Origin of the sequence: Komagataeibacter diospyri, from assembly GCF_043995075.1 — a bacterium.
Lineage (GTDB): Bacteria > Pseudomonadota > Alphaproteobacteria > Acetobacterales > Acetobacteraceae > Komagataeibacter > Komagataeibacter diospyri.
Genome location: NZ_CP171836.1, coordinates 220,764 through 241,237 on the forward strand (window position 1 = coordinate 220,764; position 20,474 = coordinate 241,237).

At 57.7% G+C, this 20,474-nt stretch carries 25 protein-coding genes and 1 pseudogene; 1 reads left to right on the forward strand and 25 read right to left on the reverse strand.

The window, feature by feature from the left end; translation table 11 throughout:
* Positions 1-78 precede the first annotated feature (78 nt).
* Entirely contained in the window at positions 79-1,581 is a 1,503-nt protein-coding gene (locus ACE2AA_RS01040) for a PLP-dependent aminotransferase family protein (protein ID WP_395370704.1), read from the forward strand.
* A gap of 414 nt (positions 1,582-1,995) precedes the next feature.
* Here ACE2AA_RS01040 and ACE2AA_RS01045 read toward each other — a convergent pair whose 3' ends face one another.
* The 25 genes and pseudogenes from ACE2AA_RS01045 to ACE2AA_RS01165 form a co-directional block, all read right to left on the reverse strand.
* Positions 1,996-2,496, reverse strand: a complete 501-nt coding sequence (locus tag ACE2AA_RS01045; RefSeq protein WP_395370705.1) for a CBS domain-containing protein — start codon at positions 2,494-2,496, stop codon at positions 1,996-1,998.
* Positions 2,497-2,539: 43 nt separating this feature from the next.
* Positions 2,540-3,994, reverse strand: a complete 1,455-nt coding sequence (locus tag ACE2AA_RS01050; RefSeq protein WP_395370706.1) for an NADH-quinone oxidoreductase subunit N — start codon at positions 3,992-3,994, stop codon at positions 2,540-2,542.
* Positions 3,991-5,499 (reverse strand): NuoM family protein, encoded by a 1,509-nt coding sequence (locus ACE2AA_RS01055; RefSeq protein WP_141262449.1) that lies wholly within the window; start codon positions 5,497-5,499, stop codon positions 3,991-3,993. The genes ACE2AA_RS01050 and ACE2AA_RS01055 overlap by 4 nt, the downstream gene beginning before the upstream one ends.
* Positions 5,496-7,463 (reverse strand): NADH-quinone oxidoreductase subunit L, encoded by a 1,968-nt coding sequence (gene nuoL / locus ACE2AA_RS01060; protein WP_395370707.1) that lies wholly within the window; start codon positions 7,461-7,463, stop codon positions 5,496-5,498. Before nuoL ends, ACE2AA_RS01055 begins: the two co-directional genes overlap by 4 nt.
* On the reverse strand, positions 7,456-7,779 hold the full coding sequence (gene nuoK, locus ACE2AA_RS01065) for an NADH-quinone oxidoreductase subunit NuoK (protein WP_395370709.1): 324 nt from the start codon (positions 7,777-7,779) through the stop codon (positions 7,456-7,458). The genes nuoL and nuoK overlap by 8 nt, the downstream gene beginning before the upstream one ends.
* A gap of 1 nt (position 7,780) precedes the next feature.
* On the reverse strand, positions 7,781-8,281 hold the full coding sequence (gene nuoJ / locus ACE2AA_RS01070) for an NADH-quinone oxidoreductase subunit J (RefSeq protein WP_395370710.1): 501 nt from the start codon (positions 8,279-8,281) through the stop codon (positions 7,781-7,783).
* 6 nt (positions 8,282-8,287) lie between these two features.
* Positions 8,288-8,800 carry an NADH-quinone oxidoreductase subunit NuoI gene (nuoI, locus tag ACE2AA_RS01075; protein WP_141262453.1) on the reverse strand — a complete coding sequence of 171 codons (513 nt, stop codon included), beginning with the start codon at positions 8,798-8,800 and terminating at the stop codon, positions 8,288-8,290.
* 25 nt (positions 8,801-8,825) lie between these two features.
* Positions 8,826-9,782: an NADH-quinone oxidoreductase subunit NuoH gene (nuoH, locus tag ACE2AA_RS01080; RefSeq protein ID WP_395370712.1), complete on the reverse strand. Its 957-nt coding sequence runs from the start codon at positions 9,780-9,782 to the stop codon at positions 8,826-8,828.
* The gene (gene nuoG, locus ACE2AA_RS01085; RefSeq protein WP_395370714.1) at positions 9,779-12,514 is read right to left on the reverse strand and encodes an NADH-quinone oxidoreductase subunit NuoG; all 2,736 of its coding nucleotides are present in this window, start codon (positions 12,512-12,514) and stop codon (positions 9,779-9,781) included. Before nuoG ends, nuoH begins: the two co-directional genes overlap by 4 nt.
* A 2-nt stretch (positions 12,515-12,516) precedes the next feature.
* Positions 12,517-13,437 (reverse strand): annotated as a pseudogene (locus tag ACE2AA_RS01090) (NADH-quinone oxidoreductase subunit F); the annotation flags it as partial.
* A gap of 22 nt (positions 13,438-13,459) precedes the next feature.
* Entirely contained in the window at positions 13,460-14,350 is an 891-nt protein-coding gene (locus ACE2AA_RS01095) for a tyrosine-type recombinase/integrase (protein WP_395370715.1), read from the reverse strand.
* 16 nt (positions 14,351-14,366) lie between these two features.
* Positions 14,367-14,666 (reverse strand): helix-turn-helix transcriptional regulator, encoded by a 300-nt coding sequence (locus ACE2AA_RS01100; RefSeq protein ID WP_395370717.1) that lies wholly within the window; start codon positions 14,664-14,666, stop codon positions 14,367-14,369.
* Positions 14,659-14,841, reverse strand: coding sequence for a hypothetical protein (locus tag ACE2AA_RS01105; protein WP_395370718.1), 183 nt, complete (start codon positions 14,839-14,841; stop codon positions 14,659-14,661). The genes ACE2AA_RS01100 and ACE2AA_RS01105 overlap by 8 nt, the downstream gene beginning before the upstream one ends.
* Positions 14,838-15,200, reverse strand: a complete 363-nt coding sequence (locus tag ACE2AA_RS01110; RefSeq protein WP_395370719.1) for a DUF3310 domain-containing protein — start codon at positions 15,198-15,200, stop codon at positions 14,838-14,840. The genes ACE2AA_RS01105 and ACE2AA_RS01110 overlap by 4 nt, the downstream gene beginning before the upstream one ends.
* A complete protein-coding gene (thyX, locus tag ACE2AA_RS01115) occupies positions 15,197-15,862 on the reverse strand; it encodes an FAD-dependent thymidylate synthase (protein ID WP_395370720.1) in 666 nt (221 codons plus the stop codon). The genes ACE2AA_RS01110 and thyX overlap by 4 nt, the downstream gene beginning before the upstream one ends.
* Positions 15,859-16,194, reverse strand: coding sequence for a hypothetical protein (locus ACE2AA_RS01120; RefSeq protein ID WP_395370721.1), 336 nt, complete (start codon positions 16,192-16,194; stop codon positions 15,859-15,861). Before ACE2AA_RS01120 ends, thyX begins: the two co-directional genes overlap by 4 nt.
* Positions 16,187-16,423, reverse strand: coding sequence for a hypothetical protein (locus ACE2AA_RS01125; protein WP_395370722.1), 237 nt, complete (start codon positions 16,421-16,423; stop codon positions 16,187-16,189). Before ACE2AA_RS01125 ends, ACE2AA_RS01120 begins: the two co-directional genes overlap by 8 nt.
* Before the next feature lie 77 nt (positions 16,424-16,500).
* Positions 16,501-16,875, reverse strand: coding sequence for a hypothetical protein (locus tag ACE2AA_RS01130; RefSeq protein ID WP_395370724.1), 375 nt, complete (start codon positions 16,873-16,875; stop codon positions 16,501-16,503).
* The gene (locus ACE2AA_RS01135) at positions 16,875-17,411 is read right to left on the reverse strand and encodes a hypothetical protein (RefSeq protein WP_395370726.1); all 537 of its coding nucleotides are present in this window, start codon (positions 17,409-17,411) and stop codon (positions 16,875-16,877) included. The genes ACE2AA_RS01130 and ACE2AA_RS01135 overlap by 1 nt, the downstream gene beginning before the upstream one ends.
* The gene (locus ACE2AA_RS01140; protein ID WP_395370727.1) at positions 17,398-17,598 is read right to left on the reverse strand and encodes a hypothetical protein; all 201 of its coding nucleotides are present in this window, start codon (positions 17,596-17,598) and stop codon (positions 17,398-17,400) included. The genes ACE2AA_RS01135 and ACE2AA_RS01140 overlap by 14 nt, the downstream gene beginning before the upstream one ends.
* Positions 17,595-18,476, reverse strand: coding sequence for a phage recombination protein Bet (gene bet, locus ACE2AA_RS01145; RefSeq protein ID WP_395370729.1), 882 nt, complete (start codon positions 18,474-18,476; stop codon positions 17,595-17,597). The genes ACE2AA_RS01140 and bet overlap by 4 nt, the downstream gene beginning before the upstream one ends.
* Positions 18,473-18,940: a siphovirus Gp157 family protein gene (locus ACE2AA_RS01150; RefSeq protein WP_395370731.1), complete on the reverse strand. Its 468-nt coding sequence runs from the start codon at positions 18,938-18,940 to the stop codon at positions 18,473-18,475. The genes bet and ACE2AA_RS01150 overlap by 4 nt, the downstream gene beginning before the upstream one ends.
* On the reverse strand, positions 18,940-19,113 hold the full coding sequence (locus ACE2AA_RS01155) for a hypothetical protein (RefSeq protein WP_395370733.1): 174 nt from the start codon (positions 19,111-19,113) through the stop codon (positions 18,940-18,942). The genes ACE2AA_RS01150 and ACE2AA_RS01155 overlap by 1 nt, the downstream gene beginning before the upstream one ends.
* Before the next feature lie 82 nt (positions 19,114-19,195).
* Positions 19,196-19,462, reverse strand: a complete 267-nt coding sequence (locus tag ACE2AA_RS01160; protein WP_395370734.1) for a hypothetical protein — start codon at positions 19,460-19,462, stop codon at positions 19,196-19,198.
* A 222-nt stretch (positions 19,463-19,684) separates the two neighbouring features.
* The gene (locus tag ACE2AA_RS01165; protein ID WP_395370736.1) at positions 19,685-20,425 is read right to left on the reverse strand and encodes a pentapeptide repeat-containing protein; all 741 of its coding nucleotides are present in this window, start codon (positions 20,423-20,425) and stop codon (positions 19,685-19,687) included.
* Between the last annotated feature and the right edge of the window lie 49 nt (positions 20,426-20,474).

Below are 20,474 nucleotides of genomic sequence, written 5' to 3' on the forward strand. Positions count from 1 at the left end.
TTGTCAGGCATCGCCTGTCATTTTGTTGCCAATTCGGATCAATTCATATATACAGTTTAATATGCTGGCCTGAAGAAGGTGGTAACTGACGATATATGCATTGATCAGGCAAAAGGGGCAAGTATATATGAAAAATTTGACCTGCATATCAGATTTTCATATATCATTATGAATATTAATATAGACAATTCAAGTACAGTTCCACTGGTCAACCAAATTGTTTCCGGTGTCCGCGATCTGATTCTGGGCATGAAGTTGCAGACAGGTCAACGGTTGCCTTCGGTGCGGCAACTGGCAGAACAGTGCGGGGTCAGTACGCTTACGGTTTCCAATGCCTATAACAAGCTCGTTGCGGAAGGGTTGCTGGAAGCGCGACGGGCGAGGGGCTATTTCGTAACCCATAACAATACCCTCAACCGGACACTGATTACCACGGCCACGCTGGTGGACAGGTCGGTGGATTCACGGTGGCTGCTACAAAGTGCGTATGAGGACAAAGCGCCCATTATCAAGGCCGGTTGTGGCTGGCTGCCCGAAAGTTACCTGTTTGTGGATGCGATCAAGCAGGCCCTTGTTTCATTGGGGCGCAAGCCGCCGTCTTCCATTTTTGAATATGGCAACCCGTACGGCTACACGCCGCTGCGACACAGCATCCAGCTCATGCTGGCACAGCGCAAGATACGGACATGCGATGCCGGGATTATCCTGACGCACGGGGCCAGTCAGGCGCTGGAACTGTCCGTGCGGGCCTTTACCCACAAGCAGGATACCGTACTGGTGGACGATCCGGGTTATTGTAATCTGAATCCCGCATTGCAGGGGCTGGATCTGAATGTGGTCGGGGTGCCGCGTACATTTGAAGGGCCGGATATTGAACGCCTTGAATATCTTGCGCGGCTACATCAACCACGGTTGTTCATTACCAATACAATTCTTCATAATCCAACCGGGACCAGCTGTTCGCCGGCAAATGCTTTTCATATTTTGAATCTGGCAGAAAAATACAATTTTCTTATTGTCGAGGATGATATATTTTCCAGTCTGACAACAGATATTACAACCAACCTGGCCTATCTGGACCAGATGCGGCGTGTGATACAGGTCGGCAGTTTTTCAAAAACGATCGCGCCGGGCGTAAGGGTCGGGTTTACCGCATCGCACCCCGAATTGGCACAGGTTATCCTGCGCCAGAAAATGGCCAGCAGTCTGACAACGTCCGGTATTAATGAATATGTTATTCATAGTATCATCAAGGACGGGAAATATCGTCATCATCTGACACGCCTGAAGGAACGTCTGGAACGCATGCAGGCCAGCGTTGGCCGTGCGCTGACCAATACTGGTATGCGGCTATATTTTCGGCCACCTGGTGGTATGTTTGTCTGGGCACGGTTTGACAGGGAGGGGATTAACATGCAGGCGCTGGCGCAGTCCGCAGCGGAGGAAGATATTCTTCTTGCGCCCGGTTATCTGTTCCGGCCGAATTATGAACCTTCTCCATGGATGCGCTTTAATGTCGCGCATTGTAATAATCCATATCTTTTTGATTTTCTTAAAAAATATCAGGATGATCATTGTTAGGAAGAATTTTATACAGTAAATTCTGTTACGTATTTTTCAGAGATCGGAATGAATGGTTTTACTATTTTCCGGACAGATTATTCATCTGACAGCACGTTGTGATAGAAGAAAGTGCCTTAACGGCTAATCCGATAGACAGCCTGCACAAATCCGTGGCGCGTCCGCCTCGCGGACCGGGCACCGGCTCATATGGCCCGACAACGACAGCGGAGATAGACCCTTGATATCGTTGTCATCATATAAACCATGGGCCATAAAAACAGGACACTTTTTTTGAGTCGAGGCGGAAAGGGGAGCGCATCAGATTATTCCACATTGGTGGAAGCATACATGATCGCGAAATCTGTTGCATGAGGCTGTCAGTCCCGGTCGCAGCAAAGATATGAGGACATATCGTCTGTGGCGACATGCAGGTCAGCTTTCCTTTTCCCCGCATTGCATGGGCGGTGTGTCATTGGGGGACTGGACGGCAGCATGGTCGCTGCCCGTTACGTAATCCTGCAGCTCCTGCGCTTCTTGTTCGGCATTTTCGGCGCGCAGCTTGACAATATCCCCGATACTGACCAGTCCCGCCAGTTTTCCGTTTTCCAGAACGGGTACATGCCGGTTGCGGGAATACGTCATGCGGCAGGCAATATCATAAATACTGTCATCAGGGGTTGCGGTCGGCATATCCTTTGTCATGATGTCCTTTGCGGTCAGGGCCGCTATATCCGCGCCATGTTGGGATAAGGCATGGACAATCATCTTTTCTGATACAAGGCCAACCAGCTGCTCATCAGGGCCAAGAACGGGTGCGCCACCAATATTATGTCGCGCCAGCGCGGTGGCGACGTCCAGGATGGGGTCATCTGCCCTGACGGTAATGACCGTGCGGCCTTTCTGCGCCAGAATGTGAAAGACACGAGAGGACATGGGACAATCCTTTCCATGTTCAGGATAATCGAAAATAGTCCCGTCAATGCCTTATTCCATCCCGCGTTTCGGGTGGGACAGTGGCGGCAGGAAGCAACGGATGGATGGCACGGGCAGGAAAAAGCCCCCCGATCACCACGATTATGGTCAGAACGATGACAAGCGCCGTCAGTTCCGGGCGGGCATGCCGGTTCAGGGTGCTGGAGGGTGACGATGGCGCCGCCATCATGACACGGATAATGTTCAGGTAATAATACAGCCCGATAATGCTGCCGATTACGAGTACACACAGCAGTATGTCACGCTGGTGTTCAACGCCGGTTGCCGCGACCTCGAATTTCGCAAAAAAACCGATGCCCGGCGGAATGCCCGCAAGTGAAAACAGCATGAGCGACATGGCTGTCGCCAGGAACGGGCGGCGGAAAAACAGTCCCCTCCATTGTGCAATAACCGTGCCATCCGGCCCATCCGGGACCACAAAGGCGGTCATGGTCGCAAATACACCCAGTGTACTGGCGGTATAGGCCGCAAGGTAGACGGTTATGGCCCCCGATTGCAGATGACCGGGACAAAGGAACGCAATCAGCAGATACCCCACATGCGCAATGGATGAACATGCCAGAAGGCGTGTGAGGCTGGCCTGACGCAGGGCAAGCAGGTTACCCACCATAATGGTCAGGATAATGACGACAGACAGGATATCATTAAGGAACGGAGGCTGCGCCCCTGTTCCGAAATAACGGACAAGTGAAGAAAATATCGCGATTTTTGAAACTACGGCCAGAAACGCCGCCACCGGAATGGGCGCGCCTTCCATTACATCCAGCAGCCACATATGGAAGGGGACTGCGGAAAGCTTGAAGAACATGCCGACAAGAACCATGACCGTGGCGGCAACCGGCAATGCGGCGGGAACTTCTCCGGTTGCGATGGGCGGCATGAACCGCAGGGATCCCGTAACACCATAGGCGAGGCCGATACCAAACAGAAGAATGGCGGAAGATGCTCCGGACAGGACCAGGTATTTCATCGCGGCTTCATACCCCAGCATGACAGGGCGGTGGCGAAAGGTCACAAGTCCCATGATGGAAATGCCCAGTATTTCCAGCCCCAGGAAAAAAGGCATGTAATTCGCGCTGAATACCATAGCCAGCGCGCCAAGCGTGCCCAGCATGAACAGCAGCGGATATTCATCCATCAGTGTGGTCCCGTCATGCGCCACATCCCGCCATGACATGAACAGGATACACATGGTGGAAAATATGATCAGGATGGCGGTATAGGTCGTCCAGCGATCCTGAATGAACAGGCTGTCGCCATTCCCCGACATTCTGCCCGTATGGTGCCCCACAACGGCAAGGGACAGCAGCAGTGTCACCAGTCCATACGCAAAGCTGCGTCCCACCGAACGGCGCCATACCATTGCGGCCAGCATGATCATGATGCCGGAAGATATGACCAGCAGCGGAGTCGGCAGGAAGATATCATGCCCGATCATGGTGTGGCGCCCTCCCGGCTGGTCACGGCTGTAACGGACAGGGGGGATGGCGCGGAAAACATCATGAAAGGCTGCGGATAAAGGCCCAGCACGACCAGAAAGACCATGATGCAGGCGAAAACTGCCATCTGCCGGACCGGAAAGTCCTGTATGGGGTGCTGGTCGGGCCGGGAAGCCGCCAGGAATATGCGGTTGACCATCCGCAGCGCGTAGATCGCGGACAGAACCAGTCCGGCCGTCGTCAGTGTCGCAGTAGTGGGGCTGACATGCCATGTCGCCAGCAGGACAAGGAATTCGCCCGCGAAGTTACCCAGTCCCGGCATGCCGAGTGAGGCCACGGCAAAGAACAGCCCCGCGGTGGACAGGCGTGGCATTGCCGTCCACAGCCCGCCAATACGGTACATGTCCCGTGTATGCAGCCGGTCCTGAATGGCGCCTGCGATTAGGAACAGGGCTGCCGTGCTCAGCCCATGGGCCAGCATCTGTATGATCGCCCCCTGCATCCCCATGCGGGAACCGGTAAAGATGCCAAGCAGTACGAAACCCATATGACTGATGCTGCTATAGGCAATCAGCCGCTTGACATCATCCTGTGCGCACGACAGCCACGCCCCGTACAGGATCCCCGCGACGCCAAGCCCCATGGCGATGGGTGCGAAATGGCTGGCCGCATCGGGGAACAGCATGACATTGAACCGGATCATGCCATACCCCCCGGTCTTGAGCAGAATACCCGCCAGCAGCACGCTGGCCGCCGTAGGGGCCTGCGTGTGGGCATCCGGTAGCCAGACATGGACCGGCACGACAGGCAGCTTGACGGCAAAGGCGATGAAGAACCCCAGCATAAGCAGCATGGACACGGCAGGGGATAATGGTGTGTGGGCCAGCGTGAAGTAATCAAACGTCAGTTCGCCGCTTTCCTGATAATGCGCAATGACCAGACCAAGGATGGACAGCAGCATGAGCAGGCCGCTGCCCTGCGTGAACATGAAAAACTTCATGGCGGCACGCTGCCTGTCCTCATGCCCCCATGCGGCAATCAGCACGAACATCGGCACCAGCATCAGTTCCCAGAAAAAGAAGAACAGAAACAGGTCAGTGGCCAGGAACGTGCCGATAATGCCCGTAAGGGTCGCAAGAAAAAGAAAATGGAATGCACCAGCATTGACCGTGACCTGACGGGTGGCAAGAAACACGCACAGGAAGCACAGGATAAGCGAAAGCCAGATCAGCGACAGTGAAAGACCATCCATGTCCAGCCTGATCGCAATACCCATGGCCGGGATCCATGGCACGGAAAAATGTCCAAGCCACGGCCCCGCATGGGCAGGATGGTGGAATGTGACCATCACAAGCAGCAGCGTTTCCACAGTCAGGATACCGAGTACCACCCACCATGATGCATCGCGCGCGGGGGTGGTGGTATGGGGCTGGATGTGCTCGGCCAGCCATGCCAGTCCGCCGCCCACGACAGGCAGCAGCACAAGGGCGGGCAGGGGGTTCATGACAGCACCGCCATGGCCAGACCCGCGCACAGCCCACCCGCAATCCATGCCGCATACCACCGCACACGGCCATTATCCAATTGACCCAGCAGGTATGCCATCCATCCGGTCCCCCGGTTTCCCCATATGGCAAGAATGTCCAGAAAACCTGTCCGCGCCTGGAAAATCCGGCCACTGACGGCCTGCGTCAGCCGCCCTGTCGCAGTGATGGCATGAGCAAGAACATCATGGTGTGTCAGCCACGTCAGCAGGCGGAAGGGCTGCACGAATACACGGTCATACAGCGCATCCATGCCCCAGCCGGTACGGGCAAGGCGGATGATGGCTGCCTGTCCGGGCATTTCATGCATGACGGGCGTAGCACGTCCCCACAGCACCCATGCAACCCCAAGCCCGGCAAGGGGGGCAAGTGCTCCCGCCAGCACAAGCCAGATCGGTTCATTTGCATGTGATAATGGCGTTTTCGGGTCGAGAAGGGTGCTGAACAGGTGAAGGGGGGGAAGCGTATCGGGCATTTCAATGACTCCGCCGCATAGGGAGAGGAAGCACAGGCAACCCAGCGGAATGCTCATCAGGCGTGACGTCCGGCCCGTGGCCGAAGTTCCCTGTTTGCCGCAAAAGACGATGAAAACGCAGCGGAAAATATACAGCGCGGTCAGGAAGGCCCCCAGCAGGGCAATCCCCCATAACGGATGCCCGTTCAGGGTCCATTCCCGCGTCAGGCCAAAATGGACGTGCCATACACCCGACAGGATCATTTCCTTGCTGTAGAATCCCGCCGTCACCAGTGGCAGGCCAGCCAGTGCGGATGCGCCCACGGCAAAGGCTGCACTCAGTCCAGGCATGGCGTGGCGCAGGCCACCAAGGCGGAAAATATCCTGTTCATGACCAGTGCGCATGATCACGGCGCCAGCGGTAAGGAAAAGCAGCGCCTTGAAAAAGGCATGGGTCATCAGGTGAAACAGCGCCGCCTGCCATACTCCACACCCAAGGGCGAGAAACATGTAACCAAGCTGGCTGATCGTGGACCATGCAAGGATACGCTTGAGGTCGGACTGCACCAGGGCCGTGCAGGCCCCCATAAGCAGCGTCAGCGTTCCAAGTATGGCCGTAAGCGCCATGATGGGGGTTGCCATGGCAAACAGGTCATGCAGTCGCGCGATCAGGTAGATGCCTGCAGTTACCATGGTGGCCGCATGGATAAGGGCGGAGGTCGGCGTCGGACCGGCCATGGCGTCTGGCAGCCATGTCTGGAACGGGATCTGCGCCGATTTGGCAAGTGCCCCCACCAGTATGAAAAGGGCCGCCAAATTGACACCGGACGGAGCCAGCTGCCCATTCGTGACCGTCGCCAGTACGGCCCCGATGCGCAGGGAACCTGTAGCCGTGGCCAGCAGCAGCAGGCCACACAGCAATGCCACATCCCCCATGCGGGTCATGTAGAAAGCCTTGCGCGCGGCAGCGGTATTGGCCGGGTCGTCATACCAGAACCCGATCAGCAGGTAGGAACACAACCCCACGCCTTCCCACCCGATAAACAGGCACAGCAGGTCGGACGCCAGCACCAGCACCAGCATGGCCGCCACAAACAGCGTCATGCAGCTAAAAAAGCGTGCGATCCCCGGATCATCGCGCATGTAGCCTGCGGCATAGACATGGATCAGCAGCCCCACGATCGTGACGACAAGGATCATGACCATGGAAACCCGGTCCAGCATGAAGGCGATATCCGCTGAAAATCCCGCAATATGCATCCAAGGCCACAGCGTTACCTGCAATACTCCCGCTGGTGGCCCGGACAGGAGCGTGATGGACAGGATGATGCTGATGACGGCGGATATCCCTACCCCGGTGCAGGCAACCGTCCCGATGGCACACGCTCCCATGCGGCCGGCCGATACAGACACGATCATGGATGCCGCAAGCGGGCAGAGGATGAGAAGGGGGAGAAGGATTTCACCCATGGTTCCATCCTCGCAAAAGGTTGCCGGTGTCGGCATCCAGTGTGGGGCGTCCGTGGGCATGCAGACACAGGATGATGGCAAGCCCGACTGCCGTTTCCACGGCGGCAAGAGCCAGAATCAGCACAAACATCACCTGTCCCGTCGCATCATGCCAGCGTTCGCCCGCCCCCACGAACACAAGGGCTGCCGCATTGAGCATGATGTCCAGCGACATCAGCATGAACACCATGTTGCGCCGGACCAGCACGCCTGCCAGCCCGACTGAAAACAGGGTCGTTGCCAGCAGCAGGATGTCATTGAAGGAAAAGGCAGGCATGTCAGTTTCCCCCCACCCGGTTGCGTCCGATGTGAAAGGCTGAGACCAGACCGGCCAGCAGCAGGAACGACGCCAGTTCGACCATCAGTACATAGCGGCCAAACAGGCTTAACCCGACATCATGCGCCGTAATGGGGGCGAAAGGTCGTGCAAGACCGGAAAATGTCCCCATGCAATAAAGAAGTTCCGCACACACTATGGCGGCCAGAAGCCCCGGTCCGCACCATGCGCGCGGACGCAGCCATTCCTTTTCACGTGCACTGTCCGGGTGCCCTAGATTGAGCATCATGATGACAAAGACGAACAGCACCATGATCGCACCGGCATAGATGATGACTTCCAGCATCGCCGCGAATGATGCGCCCTGCATGACAAGTATCACCGCCAGCGACAGCAGCGTCACCACCAGGTACAGCACCGCATGCACCGCCACGCGCCGGGTAATGACCATGACGGCCCCCACAACGGTCACACTGGCGGCAAGAAGGGCCAGGGCATGCATGACGGGTTACGGTAGCAGGGAATGGAGGTCGACCGGCGGGCGTTCGCGTTCGGACGCGCCGCGATCCTTGCCGGGAATGGGAATGCCCGCGACATTGTAGAAACTGTAATCGGGATGTTTCCCGGTCCCGCTTATCAGCAGGTCGTCCTTTTCATAAACAAGGTTGGGGCGCGCATATTCGCCCATTTCAAAATCAGGCGTCAGCTGTATGGCATAGGTGGGGCAGGCTTCCTCGCAAAAGCCGCAGAAAATACAGCGCGAGAAATTGATCCGGAAATATTCCGGGTACCACCGGCCATCGGCTTCGGTTTTCTGCAGGCTTATGCAGTCCACCGGACAGGCGACGGCACACAGGTTGCACGCAACGCACCGCTCCGCCCCATCGGGATCGCGCGACAGGATGATCCGCCCGCGATAACGCGGCGGCAGGTAGGGCTTCTGTTCAGGATACTGCACGGTCGCGCGCCGGTGGAAGGCATGCAGCGCCGTCAGGAACAGGGTACGCAGGGTATCAAGCATGGGAAATGCCTTTGCATCAGGCGTGTCACAAAGACGCGCGCAGCATGAGGATGGTTCCGGTCGCCATGACATTGAACAGGGAAAGCGGCAGCAGGACCTTCCAGCCCAGCGCCATCAACTGGTCGTAACGCGGGCGTGGCAGGCCTGCCCGCAGCAGGATGAAAAACCCTACCATGCCCCCGGTCTTGAGCGCGAACCACACGCCAGCGGGCAGCCACGGCCCGCGCCAGCCACCAAGGTAGAGCGTGGTCACGAGGCTTGCGACCAGGACGATCCCGGCATATTCGGCAATGAAGAACATGCCGAATTTCATGCCTGAATATTCGGTATGGAACCCCGCACCCAGTTCGTTTTCCCCTTCGGGCAGATCGAAGGGCAGGCGGTGCGTTTCTGCAATGCCAGCCAGCATGAACACGCCAAAACCGAGACATTGCGGGATGATGAACCATAGTCCCGTCTGTGCAGCCACGATATCGTGCAGGTTGAATGACCCCGCCAGCATGACCACGCCCAGCAGGGATAGCCCCATGAAGACTTCGTAGCTGATCATCTGGGCCGCTGCCCGCATGCCGCCCAGCAGTGCGTATTTGCTGTTGGATGACCACCCTGCCAGCACCACCGCATAGACCCCAAGTCCCATCATGCCGACGACGAACAGCAGCCCGACATTCATATTCCCCGCAATGCCAGCGCCCATCGTGACGGGAATGACGGCAAAGGACAGCAGGACCGTCATCATGCCAATGGCAGGTGCCGCGACAAACACGCCCCGGTCGGCAAAGGGAGGAATCCAGTCCTGCTTGAACAGGATCTTGGTCCCGTCCGCCACGGCTTGGAACATGCCGCCCGGCCCCACGCGGTTGGGACCATGCCGGTCCTGCCACAACCCCAGCAGACGCCGTTCGATCCATGTCAGCACGGTGGCAAGACCAAGGATGACCAACGGCGTAAAAATGATGGTCGTAAGCGCCGTATATGTCATGACCCTTCTCCCCCGTCTGGCGCCCTGTCCAGCCGGGCCATGCAGGGAAAACGCAGCGCCCGCGCGACCATGTGCGCCGGGCACAGCGCAATGCCCGCAGGCAGCCCTGGCACCGGTTTCACAGGCAGAACGTGTGGCCCGTCTTCCAGATGCAGCACCATGCGGCCTGATGTCACCATGTCGGCAGGCAGACCCAGCGTTGGCGCGGGTGCGCGCGCCATGACGGGTGGGGAGAACATGCTCAGTTCCTCGCTGCCGAACAGGCGCGTATCGGGTAGCACCAGAACAGTATCCGTCCGCGCGGCGTAAGGGGCGGGAATATCATTGACGTAAGCATACGGAGGGGGATCCGCATTCTGATTCCCGGCGCGGGACAGCAGCCGCAGACCGGATGCCCCGCCACGCATGTCCCCACCAATTTCATGCTGGAAACGGTTGAGCGCCTGAACCGAATTCCATGCTGGCGCCTGATAGCCGGGAACCAGTGTGGCGGGCATGTCGGGACCATAGGCACCTTCCATTGAACTGCTGAACGGGGTGTCCGGGCTGCCGGGCGGTGGCTGGTCATGTACGTTTACGAAGGAACGGATGACGGTCCGTCCGCTGGCGCGGTAGGTCTGGCTGCGCAGTTTCTGGCCATTCATGCGGTAATCTGCCCCCGGTGCGGCCATGACTGCCGGAGCAAGGGGGGGAAATGCCACCGCCAGTGCGGCAAGGACATCATCCAGATCCCGCCACCCGGTCAGGCCTGAAATATGGAGCATGGACGGGTCAAGGTGCTGCGCCAGCGCCTGTAACCACCGCCAGCCCGCCTGTATGGGGGCGGTGGGAAAGACCGCCTGGAAAAATCGTTGCGCCCTGCTGTCCTGACTGACCAGCGTGCCGCTGCATTCACTGAAGGCGGCAACCGGCAGGACAAGGCTGGCCTGCTGGCACAGCGGCGTTGCCGTGTGGTCGATCATGACGATATCGGGGACTGCCGCCACCAGTTCCGCCACATCGGCCGGGGGCAGGTGGCGGGTCAGGTCGTTTTCCACAATGACCAGGGTGGAAATCGCACCCGCCCGTGCCTGTTCCATCACCGTTTCCAGCGACAGCCCCCCCATCATGGCCAGCCCCATGCTGTTGCATTCCGGCAGCACCAGCGACAGGCCCGCTTCAGGCGTGGCGCGCGCAAGGGCTGCGGCAATACTGCTGGCTGCCTGCAACAGTGCCGGGGAGCCATATTGCATGCCCGATACGACCAGCGGCTTTCTGGCTGCCATAAGCGTATGCGCAATGCGTGTGGCACGCGCCGCGTCATCTGGCGTCAGATCCGTGACGGGTGGGGCTGCGGGATCAATTTCGTGGGCGATGGCAAAGCCCAGCCGCGCGATATCATCGGGCGCGGCGCGAAACGCTTCCGCCGCCACGCTGTCCAGATCGGTTGGCGCAGGTGTCAGGACATGCAGGGTGGACGGACATTCGGCTCCCAGCGTGCGCACTGCCGCATCCATCCAGCGTGGTACTTTGGCGCCGTCTGCCATATGGAAAGATGCCTGACGCACGGACTGTCGCAGCGACAGACCCAGCCGGGGGGCGGTGGCGCATGCGTCCTCTCCCAGAACCAGTACGGCATCGGCGCTTTCCATCTCATGCAGGGTGGGAAGGGCGCCGGGATGCCGGGTAAGCAGGGCATGGACCAGTTCCACGCATTCCTGTTCATGCCGTGTCTGGCCGGTGCAGAAATGCTGGGGACCCACCAGCGCATACAGGCTGAAACAGGTTTCCAGTGTCGCACGGGCGGAGGCGATGCCCACGATCGGGCCATCTGCCGCCATGCGGGCGAAGGCCTGCAGGGCATCCGTTATCGGGACGGATACCTGCTGGCCGCCGATGGTGCGCAGCGGCGTGCCGATACGTGTCGGCGCATTGACAAAACCATGCCCGAACCGTCCCCGGTCGCACAGCACGTAGCGGTTGATATCGGTATTGTAGCGGTTGAGGACACGGCGGAGGGTTTCCTCGCGCGCATTGACAATGGTGTTGCAGCCCACAGCACAATGCACGCATATCGAGGGTGCGCCACGCATGTCCCATTTGCGGGTATAGGTAGTGGAAAAGGGTTTGTCGGTAAACACGCCTGTCGGGCAGATTTCTACCAGGTTGCCGCTGAAGGCATTTTCCAGCGTACCGTCCGCCGCACGGCCAAAATACACGTTGTCATGCGATGCAAAGGCCGCCAGATCATCCCCGCCCGCATAATCACGGTAAAAGCGCACGCAGCGGTAGCAGGCGATGCAGCGGTTCATTTCGTGTTTTACGAACGGCCCCAGATCCTGATTGCGATGCGTCCGTTTCGTGAACCGGTAGCGGCGGGTATTGTGCCCGGTCATGACCGTCATGTCCTGCAGGTGGCATTCGCCGCCTTCCTCACATACCGGGCAGTCATGGGGATGGTTGACCATCATCCATTCGATGATGCTGGCGCGAAAATCCCGGGCTTCCGGGTCATCGATGGATATGATGGTATTTTCGCTGACAGGCGTCATGCAGGCCATCACGATGCGGCCCTTCGTGTCATCCGGCCCGCTGAACTGTTTGATGGCGCACTGGCGGCATGCCCCAACGGAGCCCAGTTCGGGGTGCCAGCAGAAATAGGGCAGGTTGACCCCCGCTTCCAGACAGGCCTGCAGCAGGTTGATGCCGGTGCGGGTCAGGCAGTCCCGTCCATCAATGCGGATGCTGGTCATGGTCATGCTCCCGATTGCTGCGGGCATCGATGCTGCTGGATGTGGGCTGCAAAATCGGCGGCAAAAAGCTTCAGCCCGCTGGCTAGTGGCGCCATCGCCCCTGGCGCGTGGGCGCAGAAGGTCCGGCCCGGTGCCCCCAGCATGCGGGCATGACGGCCAAGCTGGTCCATGTCCTCGTCCTGTCCGGTTCCGTCCTCGATCGCGTCCAGCAGGCGTTCCACCCATGGCAGCCCGTCACGGCATGGGGTGCACCACCCGCAGGATTCCTGCGCAAAGAAATGTTCCAGGTTGCGGATCATGCCGATGGGGCAGGTCCGGTCATCTAGAATGATGGCCATGCCGGTCCCCAGCCTGCTGCCTGCTTTTTCAACCGACCCGTAATCCATCGCGACATCAAGGGCGGTTCCGTCAAGAAAGGCGGTGGACGCCCCGCCGGGCAACAGGGCGCGCAACTGGTAGCCAGGAATCATGCCTCCTGCATGGTCCTCGATAATCTGGCGCAGCGGCGTGCCTATGGGCAGTTCCCACGCGCCCGGTCTCGTTACCCGGCCGCTGACACCATAGATCTTGGTGCCGCCATCTTCCCCCAGCCCGAGGTCCGCGAACCATTCCGGCCCGTTGGTGATGATATGGGGCAGGTTGCACAGCGTCTCGACATTGTTCACCACGCTCGGCGCGCCCCACAGGCCGCCGGTCTGGGGAAAGGGCGGCTTGCTGCGCGGTGTGGCGCGCCGGCCCTCCAGCGCGGTCAGCAGGGCGGTTTCCTCGCCGCATATGTAGCGTCCGGCGCTGGAATGCACATGGATGTCAAAACTGAAGCCGGAGCCAAGGATATTCTTCCCCAGCCAGCCCTGTTGCCGTGCTTCCCCGATTGCATGGTGCAGACGGGCGCAGGCAAGATGGTATTCCCCGCGCATTAACATTTAATTAAGAAATAACAATAGGTTATTCCTTGGTTTCCTTGAAGTTTAGGAAACTGATGTCAATTCGTGAAATCGCATCTCTCGCCAACTTCTCCTGACTGGCTGCTATCGTATAGTGCTGAACCATAGCAAGCGTCTTGTGCCCGGTTATTGATGCAATCTCATGGGGGGTGCATCCTGCTTCAGCCAGCAGCGTTGCCGACATTTTACGCAGTCCGTGGATATTAAATCCTCGTGGGATTTTACCTTTTACAGACGCCACGCTCATAGCAGAAGTGATGCTATTTGGTCTCCAGGGGGTTCCTATGGAACTGGTCAAAATGAACTCCCCATTATGTCGCCATCGGTCAAGATATACTGAAAGCTGCGGATGAATGGGGATTTTCAAGGAAGCCCCCGTTTTTCCCTGAACCACATGAATGAAATCCCCCGATATGTCGGACCATTTCATTCGGCACAAATCGCTGCGGCGCTGCCCCGTAAAGAGGGCGAGTATTATGGCGCGCTGTAAAGGCACGTTAAGGCCTTCCATTGCCTGCTGGATGATCTCCGGCGTCCATGTAGGCAGCGGTGTGGCAGGAAGGAGTTTAATCCCCATTGCTGGATTTACTTCAATCCATTCTCTACTGATCGCCCAACCAAAGAACGACCGAACTATTGACAAAAATCCGTTAGCCGCACCATGCCCCCTGCATGATGCAATCATATCCCGTATTGTCAGTATATTTCGCCTCTTGATATCGTGGATTGGCATATCGCTAAAAATATCAAGTTCGCTAAGGTAATATTGTTTTATTTTCTGTGTTGTGGTTCGGGTTCGTCTAAATTCAATACTTTGACGATATGACCTGACGACGCTACTTACAGATCCCTGTGCAGGCTGGTGAGGAATGTCTCCACCAACCTTTTTCACCGGATACCGGTATTCCTTAATTGACCCGTCTGCCAGGCGCTTTTTTACGACCTTGAAGCGCTGCGTGCTGCCTGATTTTTTCTTCACAATGCCGCTCTAATATCTCATCCATGTCACGTTTGATCTCGATGCCCTGACTTTTCATCATAAGGGCATCCACTGCATGTCGGTCCCATCGCGGACTGCGCTCGCCAAGGTGATAGCTGGGGCGTGGCAGCTTGCCCTGCTTGACCATACGGGCCACGTTGTGGGGCTTCACGTCTATGCGTCGGGCCAGACCCTCACGGCTGAGCCAGCGTTCCAGCGCTTCACCCATTCCCCACCTCCCTACGCCGCGCAATCACGCGCTCCACATCCTGCTCTATAGCTGCCCGCGATATGGCTTTTGACTTCCCGACGACGCGGCCCTGCAGAATGATCCGCGCCTCTTTCCGGGTGCATTCCACCCGGTAGCCTTTGTAGAAAAAGCCAAAGTGGCTGGTAACGTTCATGCTGCCTCCCGCCGCGCGATCTCGCGCTTGATATACCACTCGGCCTTTTTCAGATCCTCCAGCGCATTGCCCTTCTCATCGGCGCGCCAGATGTATTTCATGGCATTGCCAAGGTTGAACGACATATGCTCGACCACCTGTATGCATTCGATGCCGGACGGATGGGCGTTGTAGTGGCGGGGATGGTTTACGGTGCTGTCTAGTCCCTTCCTACCACAAAGGAATACTGGAACGCTGTCATATCCTCGATGCCATTCATACGAATCGTTAACGGCTAATTCTGGTGGGCAATGACGATCCGCCCCACGCTCAGCCGCCCGGCGGCCACGTTGGTAGGGGGTGTGGGTTTGTTCGGTCAATTTTCGTCCTTCCGGCTCGGGATCAGGTCAGCAATATCGGGGAACTGCTCGCGCAGGATGTCGGCCACGTCGAAGGCAATTTCCCGGTGCTCTTTCTGGGTTTTTCGCTCGCACCGCAGCGCGCAGTAGTGCATCCATGACCGCAGCGTTCCGGCCATGTAGAGGCGTGAAGGGGTCATGCCCTCGGGCAGCACAGCTCGGGCGACCTCTTTGGCAATTCCGTTCTCTAGCGCCCAGCTATAGGCGTCGTCAGCCGCGATATTGACGCGGGTCTGCATATCCTCCCATCCGCGCGCCAATTCCTCGTCATCCGTCTCGATGCTGTTCTGCCGGTCCTTACGGTCCTGTAGCCGCACCTCACGAAACACGGGGCAGTCATCCACCACAGCATAACGCTGGGAAAACTCCTGAAACGAGAATGACCGGTGCCGCAGGATCTGGCGCGCAATATCGCGCGTGGTTTCGATCTCCATAGTCAGGGAGATCATTTCCAGCGGCGACCACTCCTTGCGCTCGACCAGAAACCGCAGCAGCTTAGGCCCGGTCTCGTGGTTCATCTGGTTGGCCGTACTGGACACGCGGGCGCAGTAGGCGAGAAGCTGGGATGCAGTATCGACGCCCGGCACCATGGGCTTTGTGATGCCTGTCAGGGTTACGGTCATGCCTCGCATCCCGGTGACTGATAATCTGGACAAAAGCGCCATGCCACGATGTTGCTTTCTGCGATGTCTGTTTGCATTCCAATGATATCGACCCACCCGTCTTCGCCCGGACCAAACTCGTTATTAGCCATGGTCACGCGTCCATCTTTGAGTTTGACTAAAACGGTGTGGCGAAGGCCGGGTGCCTGCTTGATATCCGTACACCATTCCAGTGTATCGGTAGCGTTCAGGACGGTTGCGGCAATATCCCAACTGGAAACACGGGGATTAGAACTGATGCGCTGCTCCACCGCTCGTGCAGCCGCTTCAATTTTGGACCTATAATCAACCATTGCCGTTCTCCGCGTTCATGGCGGTGTCGATGGCACTCCGAAAAGTATCCCCGCTGAATCCCACCTCACGTCCTTCCGCCAGAACATGCCACCCACACCTACCCAGATGCACGGCCTGGGTTGCGCGGTGATGTTCGATCCAATCCAGCCGCTCTGTGTCACGCCCCATCTCCGCCCGCTCCAGTTCACGCCCGCGCTGGATGGCTTCGTCGATATGATGCTGCGCCAATTTTTGCGCCTTACTTCCTGACGTCTCGGCCATCCATATCTGTCCAGCCAAATCATCAATCTGTTCTTCCCGACTTCTCACGACTTCTTCCCTTCCTCGTCGGTTAGGGCGCGGATGGCTTCCGCTACTTGATGGGCTGGTGAGTATCCGTAATCATCGCATAGGTCGGCACACCGCTCCCGCTCATCCTTCCGCATCTGCGCGGCTGAACCCCGCTTATAGACCGGTCCGATATATTCAAAATCGACCATTTTTGCTGCGCCTTCGGCAGGAACTGGCACCTCATCAAAGCCGCTCCAGCATTGCGTTTCGGCGTCCCAGTAGCAGGAGGTTACGACCGGTTCTGCTTCGGCATCAGGGTATATTTCCGGGTCTGGCTCCAGCCCTTCGAGCCAGAAATTATGCCACCCACTCCGCTCCGGCTGATCTGGCAGGCCGTTCCAATCGCTCATCACGCCGCTCCTTCATTGAGAGCAGCACGAATGATGCCTTCCAACTCATCCACCGTCACAAGTAAAAGATCGGGTTGATCATCTGGACTTGTTCTGTCTGGTAACTCTTGCACATCCTGCATGATGCAGGTCAGTATTTTCTCAGCATTCAGATGACTAGACGCCTTCACACGGGCAACCTGCGCCTCCATGTCGGTGCGGCGGACGAGGGGGGCCGGCCAAGGATCGCCCGCAGAACGATAAATGTTTGTCATAGGCAATCGCTTATCGACAAACAGGTTAGATTTGTCAGGGACGAAACCAACTGTCTCCACATCCGCGCACGGCTGGATGGGGGTGCCGACAATTCCCATCAAGTGCGCGAACATGTGGGCAGGATCGAGAATAGGACCCTCAAGAAACTCACGCCGGATGTTGGTTTCCTGTCCATCCGTCAGCGGCAGGCGTATCAGGTAATACTGTTCGTTCGTCATCTTTATCGCTTCTTCCAAATCAACCTGCCGCGCGTCGTGGATCAGTTCTTCAGAACTGCACATGGTTGGTCCCCACGATCTGCATGAAGGCGTCCCAAGGCTCCACGCCATTATCTCGCGCAATACGCAGTCGCAGTTTCTGGCGTGTGGTAAGCGGGGGCGACTGATGCACCCCCATATGGATTTCCACCTGCTTCATCCATGGCATTGGTTCTGTCAGGTGGGCGGGTTCGGCGGCGTCGGAGATCATGCTACCGGTTCTTCAACTGGTGCTGCTGCCAGTTCTTCAGCCTGCTGTCGTTCGGACTTCTGAACCTCTCCCATTCGTTCGCCCAACATTTCCTGAACGCGGTCGATAGTTTTTTGATCAATGGGCTTTCCAGTCTTGTTGGCTTCCTCAATTGTGGATTCCCACCTTTTCCAGAGGTAATCCACGCTTTCAATGGTCTTGCATCCAGATAGGCGCGCTTCAAAAAAAGCAATCTGCTTGGCCCCGGTATCTTCCTTAATCTGCTGGACCTGCGGAGTGATATCTATCGTCCCTCCAGAAAAGTCCTTCCCAGACATTTCATCATCGGTATTGGTCCCGCCGGTCTGTTCAGGGAAGGCCATGCGCAACGCCTGCGCTTCAGTGCATTTCGCAAGCTGCCCATATGCGCGCTTCTTCCACATGGCGTTTGGTGCCTGCGTGTCACGCTTGGCGGTGGCATAGTTTTCCAGCCAGAACTCTTTCGCCGTGAACTCACATATCTTGCCATGCACAATGCGGCGCACCGTCATCCGGCACCATGACGGAAACGTCACCTCCACGCCACCCAAGGTCATGGTCTTATCCGGGCCAAACTCAGGCTCAGACTTCCCGACGTATTCGCCCGTGCGGGCAGCTTCCGTGCGGTAGAGGGCAATACCAGGCATGATCACATCGACCATGCGCCCGGTATCCTTGTTCCAGATGGGGACGATGTGTACGGGCTTCTTCATCACATCAAGACCAGCGGCCCGGCAATAACCCATTACCATCATCACAGATGCATCGGCCGCGCCCGGGTAAAGGCTATTTTTGAGCACATCCATCAGTTCACGTTCAGTGACCTGAGTGCCGTTCTGGGTGGTTACAACTGCGTTCATGCTGCAATTCCTTTCTTGCCACGGATCACGAGGCGCATCGCGCCGCCGTTGCTCAACGTGGCTCCGTCAATTTGCTCGCCCTTCTTGAGGGACTTGGTCAGTTCGGTGCGGTTCAGCTTGTCCGGCTGTGGTTCGAATAGGTCGGGGCGTGTGGCGCGCAGGACCTTTTCATCCGTCACAGTCGCGGTCTGGGGCGACGCGGCCAGACTTCCAGTGAAGTGCTCGCTCTCGAAAGCAAGGACGCCAGCTTCTTCCATTTCCATGACAAGGGCCTGCCGTAGCGCCTTTGCCTGCGCCTCACTCTCCTTCGACCACAACTCCAACATGGCGATCTGTTCAAGAGCGATCTGGTCCATATTAGCATCGGGCGCTTTGGAAGCGACACGCGAGGCATTGAAAGCCTTAATCGCCGGAGCAACCTGCTCGACATAGATCCGGTCCATGACCTTTGCGAGAACGGACATCACACGCGCCCCTCACTAAACGGCACCCGCTGGCCACCCGGCAGCCACACGGCATTGTAATCAGGGAACGGCCACGCAGGGATTTCCAGATCGTCGCGCACGCGGCTGTCCCAGTTCCCGCCGTACTGCTCATTCAGGCTGTTCACCAAAGCCCGGCGCTGTTCGTATGTCACAGCCCCTTCCTCCCCAAATGGTTCATCATGGTGCGCCGGTTGACCCGGACGCGGGCGTACTGGTGGGATGTCAGGGGGAAGGTCATTCGGCTGCCTCCAACTGAGGCGCGCTGGCTGCACGCCATTCGTCCTCGAGATCATACTGGCCCTTGTCCAGACGCTCGAGTTCCGCCGTCACTTCCTCGATGCAATCTGGCAGGAAACCGACCGTGTCGGACACTTCGCCGAAGAACACCTGCTTTGCTTCATGCAAGCAGTTCTCGAGATCCTTCTTCAGCTTCTCAGCGCGCTGCGCCTTACGCACAATCGCCATGCTCTGCGTCTGAAACCGACGATCGATGTCATTCATCGAACAACCGTCAGGAAGATTACTGCACATAATCAATTCCTCTCATTACTTGAAAAATACTCGGCCAACTCGGCCAGACTGCCGGGACCGCAATCCCGGTGGCCTGGGCGTGTCAGGGCATTGCAATGATGGTGAAGGCCCAGAACATGACACCCAGAAGCATGGCGCCGAGCAGGGCCATGCCGAGGAAGCGGGTTAGGTGGTTGTCGGGGAGGGGAGGCATTATGCTTCCTCCTGGCCGTCTTCCTCAACAGCATCAGTCTGATTTTCTTCGACGCCGCGACCGTCAGAATCAGCCAGTGCTAAAAGCGCGTCCCGATGCTTCTTCCAGAAGCGCCTGCTATCAACACCATTCATCCGCGCGATCCGTTCATTATCGAATTCACGCCACTCGGAAATCAGGTGCAATTCGCATCCGATCTGCATGTGCATGTCCAGAATAGTCACGGGATAGAATAGGTTGAAAATCTGTAGTGGTGCGCGCTTCAAGATGATGTCGTTTCGCCACTTGGCATCGGCCAGATTGGCACGGGCCAGATTGGCACCGGCCAGATAGGCATCGGCCAGATAGGCACCGTCCAGATTGGCACCGGCCAGATAGGCACCGGCCAGATTGGCATCGGCCAGATTGGCATCGGCCAGATTGGCATCGGCCAGATAGGCACCGGCCAGATAGGCACCGGCCAGATAGGCACCGTCCAGATTGGCACCGGCCAGATAGGCACCGGCCAGATTGGCATCGGCCAGATTGGCACCGGCCAGATTGGCATCGGCCAGATAGGCACCGGCCAGATTGGCACGGGCTTCAATCGCCTTCTTCACCGCAAAGCCTAACTTGATGCTGAACGACATGTCCGCAACCTCTGCGGACAACTCACATTCAAACTGGACTTTGCCGGTGAAGCGCGACTTGATCTGGAATATTTCGGGAGCATCCGTCTGCTCGACCGTGGGATTGTTCACTGCCCATCTCCGTGTTGGTGACGGGCTTATCATGTGCGCTAAATGCACA